The organism is Paenibacillus pseudetheri (assembly GCF_924513355.1).
In the GTDB taxonomy this organism is placed as follows: Bacteria; Bacillota; Bacilli; order Paenibacillales; family Paenibacillaceae; genus Paenibacillus_AQ; species Paenibacillus_AQ pseudetheri.
The window spans coordinates 25,968-34,890 of sequence record NZ_CAKMAB010000055.1; the positions used below are offsets into that span (position 1 = coordinate 25,968).

The 8,923-nt window shown below is 44.2% G+C and carries 8 protein-coding genes; 4 read left to right on the forward strand and 4 right to left on the reverse strand.

Translation table 11 applies throughout. The features are described from left to right. Positions 1–59 precede the first annotated feature (59 nt). From L1028_RS28345 to L1028_RS28360, 4 genes are read left to right on the forward strand one after another with little or no spacing between them, the layout of a single operon-like run. On the forward strand, positions 60–1,940 hold the full coding sequence (locus L1028_RS28345; protein ID WP_234541326.1) for a cache domain-containing sensor histidine kinase: 1,881 nt from the start codon (positions 60–62) through the stop codon (positions 1,938–1,940). Positions 1,941–1,962: 22 nt separating this feature from the next. Then, entirely contained in the window at positions 1,963–3,267 is a 1,305-nt protein-coding gene (locus L1028_RS28350; protein ID WP_234541327.1) for an ABC transporter substrate-binding protein, read from the forward strand. A gap of 43 nt (positions 3,268–3,310) precedes the next feature. Next, positions 3,311–4,375: a LacI family DNA-binding transcriptional regulator gene (locus L1028_RS28355; RefSeq protein ID WP_234541328.1), complete on the forward strand. Its 1,065-nt coding sequence runs from the start codon at positions 3,311–3,313 to the stop codon at positions 4,373–4,375. A gap of 57 nt (positions 4,376–4,432) precedes the next feature. Beyond that, on the forward strand, positions 4,433–4,993 hold the full coding sequence (locus tag L1028_RS28360; RefSeq protein WP_234541329.1) for a GNAT family N-acetyltransferase: 561 nt from the start codon (positions 4,433–4,435) through the stop codon (positions 4,991–4,993). Positions 4,994–5,053: 60 nt separating this feature from the next. On the opposite strand, the gene L1028_RS28365 is transcribed toward L1028_RS28360, so the two are convergent. The 4 genes from L1028_RS28365 to L1028_RS28380 form a co-directional block, all read right to left on the reverse strand. Then, positions 5,054–5,278 (reverse strand): manganese catalase family protein, encoded by a 225-nt coding sequence (locus tag L1028_RS28365; RefSeq protein ID WP_234541333.1) that lies wholly within the window; start codon positions 5,276–5,278, stop codon positions 5,054–5,056. A 231-nt stretch (positions 5,279–5,509) separates the two neighbouring features. Further along, positions 5,510–6,682: a glycoside hydrolase family 130 protein gene (locus L1028_RS28370; RefSeq protein ID WP_234541334.1), complete on the reverse strand. Its 1,173-nt coding sequence runs from the start codon at positions 6,680–6,682 to the stop codon at positions 5,510–5,512. Next, positions 6,682–7,896, reverse strand: coding sequence for an AGE family epimerase/isomerase (locus tag L1028_RS28375; protein ID WP_234541336.1), 1,215 nt, complete (start codon positions 7,894–7,896; stop codon positions 6,682–6,684). Before L1028_RS28375 ends, L1028_RS28370 begins: the two co-directional genes overlap by 1 nt. 22 nt (positions 7,897–7,918) lie before the next feature. Then, positions 7,919–8,869: a glycoside hydrolase family 113 gene (locus L1028_RS28380; protein ID WP_234541337.1), complete on the reverse strand. Its 951-nt coding sequence runs from the start codon at positions 8,867–8,869 to the stop codon at positions 7,919–7,921. Positions 8,870–8,923: the final 54 nt, after the last annotated feature.

The following is an 8,923-nucleotide window of genomic DNA, read 5'->3' on the forward strand; positions in this document are numbered from 1 at the left end:
ATTTTGTTAGGTAAATAATAATAACAAGTTAGGTAAAAAGGTTTAAGGAGAAGGACCGTATGAAAGGTAAACACATCTTTGGCTGGTGGTCCGTTATCGGGGACATGAGTATGGAACGCAAGCTGCTCCTCGTCTTTTTAATAATTATTACCCTTCCGCTCACCTTCATTAGTGTGTTTACTTATAAAAGTTATTCAGAATCTATTCAGGGAAATACTATTGCTTATTCTGAGAAGTTAATCGATCAAATGATGGATGGAGTAGATGATTATATCGAAGATATGAAGCGTATTTCATCTATGCCGGCCTATGTGAACGATATTAAACAAAATTTAATTCGTTCAAACCGCTACTATGAGCAGAAAGAGATCATGGGGGGCAAAGGAGGTAGGGCCTCATTGTCGCCCGGGGATTTTGATCTGCTGCTGTCCATTCAGCGGGGAATAGAGGGCAATATTTCATTTATTAACAATATTAAGCGAGGCGCGAACACGGTTTATATTTTTGATGCGCATGGGAATGGTTATTATTCTGCCAAGGATGGTGGAGTACGGCTGGACCTTAATCAAAGCTATGAGTTCTGGAGTCAGCAGACGAAGGATTCCAGCGGAGAGGCACTCTTATTTGGTACCCAATCATTTACGAGTAATTTGCAGAGCACTCGATATGCTTTTACCGTTGTTCGCAAAATCGTGGATGGTTTATTAAATCCAATTGGGCTGATCGCGGTTGAAGCGAATATTAGTAATCTGGAGAATCGAGTCACAGAGCTGGATAAAGTAACACATGGGACATCTCTGATCGTCGATGAGAAGGGGATGGTCGTGTTCGACAGCGACAAAAAACTTCTTGCCACGGATGTATCTGATTCAGAGCTATTCAAAAGGGTCGATGGGAAATCCGGAAGTTTCTATGATACAGTCAACGGAAAAGAATTTCTGAGTATATACTCAAGCTCTAGCAAGACCAATTGGAAGGCCATTATCTCCATCCCTGTGGATGTGCTGATGCGAGATGTGAAGGTGACCCGTAATGCAACGCTCGCTGCTACACTAAGTATCATTGTGCTGGCGTTAATTATTTCTATTATTCATTCCTTTGCACTCACTAAATCACTATCGCAGATGATTCACCTGATGAAAAAGGTTCAGGGCGGCGATCTAGATGTGATGTTTAGGGTTAGACGGCGTGACGAGATTGGTCTGCTCGGACATCAGTTTAATCGAATGTTGGCTCGAATCAGGCAGTTAATTCAGGATATCTACCGAATTGAAGAACAGAAGAAGGAAGCGGAGCTTCATGCTCTGCAAAGTCAGATTAATCCTCACTTTATCTATAATACGCTGGAGTCGATCCGAATGACCGCTGAGCTCAATGATGATATTGAAGCTGCGGACATGATCTCAATTTTAGGTAAACTGCTACGGTATAGTACAAGTGATTTGAGCGGTAAAACGACAATGCAGCAAGAGCTTGGATATGTACGCAATTATGTTGAGCTGCTGAACTGTCGCTACCCTAATCGTTTCGTACTCGAGATCGACGTGCCGAAGGAGCTAGATAATTACTCTATTATCAAGCTGGTCTTCCAGCCGATTATAGAAAATGCTGCCTATCATGGCTTGGATGATAACAAACCGCAAATGCATCTAAGCATCCGTTGCGAGATGACTGAGCGAATGTTGTTGTTTCATATTAAAGACGACGGCTGTGGAATGGATAAGATCACTTCAGAGAGATTGAACGAAGGGCTGCAGAAAGAAAGTCCTCCTAAGAAAAGTATCAATGGGGGCATTGGTATGAAAAATATACACCAGCGTGTGCGACTTCATTATGGAGCGGCATATGGAATTGAGGTATATAGTGAGCTCGGACAAGGGACGGATGTTATTTTGTCGCTACCGTTGCTGGAACCGGAATTGATTAGATTAACTGACTGAAATAAGAGGGGGCTGTCCGTTGATGGGGATGAGATTACACTGGACTACGCGTACCATACTGCTGCTTCTCATTTTGTTATCGATTAGTGGCTGTGAGAACAACACCAAGCAGACGGAATCGCCAGCACCTCCAGTTGGAAACGAAGTGAAGTCTGACTTATCCGGCACCATAGTCATGATGACCAATCGAATAGATCTGATTGAGAATGGAACCTTTCAAGGATACGCAGATCAATTCAAGCTAAAATACCCCGAGGCGAATGTCGAATTTGAAGGTCTGTCCAACTATGCAACGGATATTCTGGTACGGCTGTCCACTAAGGATGCTGGTGATGTACTGCTGCTTCCGGTGAATCTTCCTGCGAAGGAACTGGATTATTTTTTCGAGCCACTGGATGAAGAAATAACTGCTGGTGAACGGTTCCCTTCTTTTTCAAGTTATGAGGGCAAGCGATATGGGGTATCAACAGGAACTACCACGGTAGGGATCGTCTATAACAAAAGAGCTTTCGAAAAGGCAGGAATCACTTCAGTCCCACTGACATTGGATGAATTCTACGAAGCCTGCGCTAAGTTGAAAAAGGCAGGTATTATCCCGTTTTATATGAACTATGGAGCGATATGGCCACTGCGTGAATGGGATACTCTAGTTAATTATATGGCAGGTAACCCTGGGTATCTAAATAATATGGTAAATGAGGATAGTCCATGGCAGCTCGATAATGAGTGGGGGAAATCCATTTCCATTGCTCGAACCTTAATTGCTAAAGGTTATGTAGAGAATGAACTCTTCTCGAACAATTGGGAAATATCGAAGACCAAACTGGCCAAGGGTAAAGCAGGTATGTATTTACTTGGAAATTGGACGATCAGACAAGTCCTTGATGTTGGAGCTTCGCCAGAGGATATTGGATTCTTCCCGTTTCCATACGATAATAGTGACACTCATTACGCGCCAATCAACTCAGACTGGTTCATGGGGGTAAGTAAATATAGCAAGAATAAAGAGCTTGCAATGGCCTGGTTGAATTTTTTTGTGAAGGAGACTTCCTATAAAGATGATTGGGGATTCCTTCCTGCTGATGGTAGTCTGAACCCTTTTATGCCACAGTATCAAGAGTTTTTATCTTATAAGCCTAAGCTGCTTGATGCCACTGTTCAAAGTGATGCATTTATTGATATCGCAAATCGTGCCAAGCTATCCTTTTGGTCGGGAGATTATATTCAGGAGTTACTTGCTGCACCTGATTTGCAGAAAGCTTTTGATGAACTGAATACCAAATGGAAGGAAGCACGAGCGGAAACACAGGCGGATCCGCAGCTTTAAATATAAGCACATTAATTTTAAGCAAATATCTGGAGGGTTTAATATGGCTAAAAAGGTCACCATGCAAAAAATAGCTGATCATCTCGGTGTATCCAAATTTGTTGTTTCTAAGTCACTTTCGGGTAAATCTGGCGTTAATGAGATGACCAGAGAACGAGTGATTCAAGCGGCTTCGCAGTTAGGCTATTTTACGCAAAAAAATGCTTTTGTCCAAGGTGTCAAGCGAACTCCTCCGGTAGGGGGCAGTGATCGTAATAAGCAATCTGTGCTTGTATTAATGCCGAATATCCGCTCACAAACTCAGGATTCCTTGTATTGGGGGAAGATTGTGGACGGTATTGCCCTTGCACTAGATCAAGAAGGATTAGGGATGGTGATCATCTCTGAGAATCGTGCGGATAATTTCGTGAATATCTTGAACCCAAGCGGGATTCTTGGTTTGGTAGGTGTGGGCGAAATCTCTACTTCTTTACTCCTTGAGGTACATCGCATCGGTCTACCGATGGTGTTGATTGACCATGAAGATCCATTAATTCCAAGTGATACGGTATTTGCGAACAATGTGGATTCCATGGCTCGGCTTACTAATCATTTGATGGGTACAGGCCATACTCAAATGCATTTTATCGGGAACATTGGATTTTCACGCAGCTTCCGGGATCGGTGGATTGGCTTCAGGAGTGCGCTGGAGGAGAGTGGGATAAGACTGCCCTTGGAAGATGACGCGAATCTCTTTTTGGAAGGGGTGGAGGAAGAAGTGTTCCAAGAGGATTTTAAAAATTGGGTAATGAAAAGGAAAAAAGCTAAGACACTCCCAACCGCCTTGGTCTGTGCCAATGACAAAACAGCACTCTCGGCAAGTGATATTCTGAAGGCAGAAGGTCTTAATATTCCTGGGGATATCTCGGTTACCGGCTTTGATAATATTGAGGATGCCTCAAGAGGGGTTCCGCCGCTTACTACTGTGCATGTCCCTAAAGAAGCTATGGGCCGGGCGGCAGTGGAGAAGCTGCTAAGTCGGATTGGGCACCCCTCTGCACCTCTGGAGAAGATCCTGATCGCAGCAGACATAGTGCATCGTGATTCTGTGGATATACCGCGAGACTAAAAATTAAATTAGTGTATTTAAAAATAAAAGTTCTTTAGTATAGGGGGAATGCTGGTTATGACTGCAGCAATTACAATACCAAAGATTGAAGGCGAAAATATTCATCTGCGTGGAGTAGAAGTGTCCGATCTGGAGGCCTATTACAACTTTTTACTTGATGATGAGATGGGACGTCTAACAGGGTCGCTAGGAGAATTCTCTCGCGAGCAAACTGCGGCCTGGATTCGAAAGATTAGTATTCCAGCTGAGGATCGTGTGGATCTTATGATTATTGTCAAGGAAACGGATGAGCTTATTGGAGAAGTGGTGCTGAACGAAATGGATCCGGATAACCGTAGCGCAAACATTCGAATTGGGATTCGTAGTCATGAACATAGAGGGAAGGGTTACGGTACTGAAGCTATGACTCAAATGCTGCGATATGGCTTTGAAGCCTTGAAGCTGCACCGTATCCATCTGGGTGTATATCCTTTTAATCCACGAGCCATTCATGTCTATGAGAAGCTAGGTTTCAAACGCGATGGTGTAGAGCGGGATGCTCTTTATGTAGACGGAGAATTTCATAACTTGATTTTGATGTCTATGCTGGAGGATGAATACCGGGCTTTGTACAATTAAAAAGTGAACCTATGGTGAGGAATAATCTACGTAAATTCCTCACCAGATTCACTTTAAATATTATTCTGTAATATTTCCAGCCATTTTGAGGCGTTTGGCAATTTCTTTAAAGTCATCGGGGGAGATGCCTGGAGCGAACTCCTCTTCGACTGCAGGAGCTACGGGGATCGAGAAGCCTTTAGGTGAACCTTGAATGACTTCAAGCGGAAGATTATCCTCTGGGTGGGTTCCCTTCCAAATTTGATCGATGGCACCGAAGTCACTGTCACTCCAAGTGTACAGCATTTCTCCAAACTTTCCCCAAGCAGTTCTTGTACAGCGGCAGAAGCATTGGGATCTGGCTTCTCAACTTCTGGAATCTCGATCATGATCTCATCCATACGTTTGAACATTTATATCTCAGCCTCATTTGGAGTTGGGGATTACTGAGCTATTTTGATCAAAAAACGCAGAGCAGCGATCCTCCATGTAGGAGAATCGCTGCTCTGTTGATTTTTAAGGACTCTGAACTCTTATTTACAGCGCTAAATTACGATCGATGAGGGCGATGCGTTGCTGTACACAAGCATAAGAGCGAAGCGGGTCTTCTGGTGTGTTCAGTACGTAATCTAACATTTGGTCAACGGTAGTTGTAGCAACATGGATACGAGTATCGGAAGAAGCATAGTAAATATAGATCTCACCGTTATCGCGTGCAATCACACCATTACAGAACACGACGTTAGAGACATCACCGACACGTTCCTCACCGTCTGGTGCGATGAAATGACCACCTGGTGAATGGGTGACTTTGTTTGGCTCCTCCAAATCAGATAAAAAGGCATAAAGCACGTATCTAAGCCCAGCAGCAGTGTTTCGTACACCATGAGCAATATGGAGCCAGCCTTTTGGAGTTTTAATTGGAGCTGGACCTTGGCCGTTCTTAACTTCCTTGATGGTATGGTAATGGCGTTCATCCATGATTGTCTCACTCGTGATCACGGCATTTTCAATCGTATCCGAGAGTCCCCAGCCAATACCGCCACCGGAGCCCGCATCAATAAAGCCATCCTGTGGGCGAGTGTAGAAGGCATATTTTCCATCCACAAATTCAGGGTGGAGTACAACATTACGCTGCTGAGCAGAACCTGTCTTAAGATCGGCCAGACGTTCCCAGGTCTTCAGATCCTTTGTGCGAACTATACCACATTGTGCTACTGCGCTAGAAAGGTCGCCGTGTGGAGCGTCTGGATCTTTGCGTTCTGTACAAAATAGGCCATAGATCCAGCCATCTTCATGGGTTACTAGGCGCATGTCGTAAACGTTGATATCCGGAACTTCTGTCTCGGGCAGCACAACTGGATGATCCCAGAAACGGAAGCCATCCACACCATTGTCACTTTCCGCTACAGCAAAAAAAGATTTACGGTCATTACCTTCAACGCGGGCAACAAGATAGAACTTACTGTTAAGTTCTATGGCACCAGGGTTGAAAACGCCGTTGACGCCGATTCTTTCAGCGAAGTATGGATTGGTGTCAGGGTTAAAGTCGTAACGCCAGATTAGAGGAACGTGCTCAGCGGTAAGCAGTGGATGAGCATAACGGTCATAAATACCGTTTCCATAAGGGAGCTTTTCATTGTTACGGGTGATAAGCGCTTCATAACGTTCTGTTAATTGTTGTTTGCGTTCTTGAAATAATGATGACATTATACAGTCTCCTTTATAGTTGAATTCAGTCGTGTGATCATTTCGAAGCAGGCTCTGCTGTTATGATAAGGACATTTCCAGGCGCTAACCTTGGATGCGTGAGGCAGGGGCAGAAGGTTCTCGTCCACACCCCAGTACCATTCGCCTAATTGATGATCCACCATATATTTATCAATAAAAGTCCAGGAGGCTTGAGCGGCCTCGTTAAATTTGCTGTCACCGGTCAGCTGATAAGCATTATAGAATCCAACAACTGCCTCAGCTTGTGGCCACCAATCTTTCTCTTTGCTCAGCAATCCGCCCGGGTCAGCTTCATTCCATATCCCGCCATCGTTATCTATGCCTTCTGCAAGAACTGCCTCTGCCATAGAGATAGCGACAGCTCGAACGCGCTGTAGCAGCTTCTCTTCACCAAGGATTTCTGCGGCTTCTACAAGCAGCCAGCTACCCTCGATATCATGTCCGTAGGAGATAATATCTGACTTTACATTCCATGCCTCATCTAAGAAAAGATGAAAATGCTTGCCTTCGTTATCAATGATATGGTCTAGCATTGTTTCAATTAGCTCAGCCAGCGTGCTCGCTAACTCCTCTGACTTCCATACTCGATAAAGTCCGGTATACGCTTCCAACACGTGTAGATGCGTGTTCATTGATTTTTTCTCATTCAAGTCCTTGCTGCTAAGACTGAGGTTATCCGTGATTTGCCATTCCCGAGATAAAGCTTCAACATAACCTTTATAAGTTGAATCATAGCCATATTTCTCAACAAGCTGGAATATTTGAATTGCCTCATCTAACACCTCAGGCCGTCCAGTCGCGCGGTAGAATTCAGCCAATGCGTAGATAGTAAAGGCTTGGCCGTAGATCTGTTTTTTCTCCTGAGAAGGTTTGCCTTCCGCATCCACCATCCAGTATAATCCGCCATACTCTTTATCGATGAAATGATCCATCAAATAGGTATAGGCACGTTCTGCTATGGCCAGATATTCTGTCTTGCCATAGATCCGGTAAGCGCTCGCAAAGGACCAAAGAATACGGGTATTAAGCACAAGGCTTTTCTCCACGTCAGGTGCAATGTTCAGCTGATTGTCGATTTTACCAACAAAACCGCCATTGAGTTCGTCCTTCGTCTGTTTCATCCAAAAACTAAGAATATTACCCTGCAGCTCATTCTCAAGTTGTGTCAGCCATAATTCTGGTGAATTTATCATTGGTCATTAGTCCCTCCTCACATTACATATTGATTTTCGAGGTGAAATATTCGTTGATGATCCCAGCGGCTTGTTTGCCATACATACAATAATCATCATTCTGTTCTGCTTCATGAATTGGATAAAGATGAGCAGGCCAATCCCAAAGCATAAAGCCCTGAACCCAATCTCTGCGCTCACAGCCTTGAAACATTGCCTGATAGAATTTGCTTTGTTCTGCTTGACTGGGTTCACCCTTTAAGGTCCAATCATTAGGAATCGCTGCACTCCCGCATCGGCTTGGGCAACCCGCTTCCATAAAAAAGAATGGCTTATTCTGCGATCTAACCACACTTTCAATCCGGTCGAGCTGAGCTTCCCAATCGTTAGCTGGATAATACCCGCTTGAAGAAATCACATCGAGCGCATCCCACCAGGTCACGTTATCCTCCTGATACTTATCGCAATTATAAGTAAGAATTCCTGAGTAAACCTTCCGAACCTCGGCAATAAGCGTACGCCATTCGGTTTCTCGTCTATCCGTTTGTACAAGCTCGCAGCCGATACAGAACATCTCACAGCCTGTTTCTTCAGCAATAGCAGCATAATGCAGAATGAATTTAGTATAAGAGCTGAACCACTCCGACCATTTAGGCTCACAAGGAACATCCTTATCGAAAAAGTTAATGTGAGCACGCCAAGTTCCGTCGGCACAATTAACAATCGGCTTCAGGCATACCTTCAGCTGCAGTGACTTTGCTTTACTTATGGCCCATTTCACTTCTTCGTCACTAACGGTTGGAGTTTCCCAATAGGGAATTTCCGTAGAATGAGCGGTAGCTTGAAGTGCACTAAGAGCAATCGCTGTCCAGTTCGCTCCGGTGACGGAGGACATGAGTTCCAGCGAACGTTCAGCTTCTTCCGTTTTCCATGAACCACGTATACCCGAGAAGCCCCAGGTTACGCCTGCAATGTATTCGTTGTTAAATCCCATCAAGAATCCCCACCTTACATTGAAAATAGAAAATAGAAAATAGAAAATAGAAAA

What these genes read in the sequence shown, in the direction of transcription:
- L1028_RS28345 (WP_234541326.1), top strand. Translation starts at nt 60, where the DNA reads ATGAAAGGTAAACACATCTTTGGCTGGTGGTCCGTTATCGGGGACATG.
- L1028_RS28350 (WP_234541327.1), top strand. Translation starts at nt 1,963, where the DNA reads ATGGGGATGAGATTACACTGGACTACGCGTACCATACTGCTGCTTCTC.
- L1028_RS28355 (WP_234541328.1), top strand. Translation starts at nt 3,311, where the DNA reads ATGGCTAAAAAGGTCACCATGCAAAAAATAGCTGATCATCTCGGTGTA.
- L1028_RS28360 (WP_234541329.1), top strand. Translation starts at nt 4,433, where the DNA reads ATGACTGCAGCAATTACAATACCAAAGATTGAAGGCGAAAATATTCAT.
- L1028_RS28365 (WP_234541333.1), bottom strand. Translation starts at nt 5,278, where the DNA reads ATGCTGTACACTTGGAGTGACAGTGACTTCGGTGCCATCGATCAAATT.
- L1028_RS28370 (WP_234541334.1), bottom strand. Translation starts at nt 6,682, where the DNA reads ATGTCATCATTATTTCAAGAACGCAAACAACAATTAACAGAACGTTAT.
- L1028_RS28375 (WP_234541336.1), bottom strand. Translation starts at nt 7,896, where the DNA reads ATGATAAATTCACCAGAATTATGGCTGACACAACTTGAGAATGAGCTG.
- L1028_RS28380 (WP_234541337.1), bottom strand. Translation starts at nt 8,869, where the DNA reads ATGGGATTTAACAACGAATACATTGCAGGCGTAACCTGGGGCTTCTCG.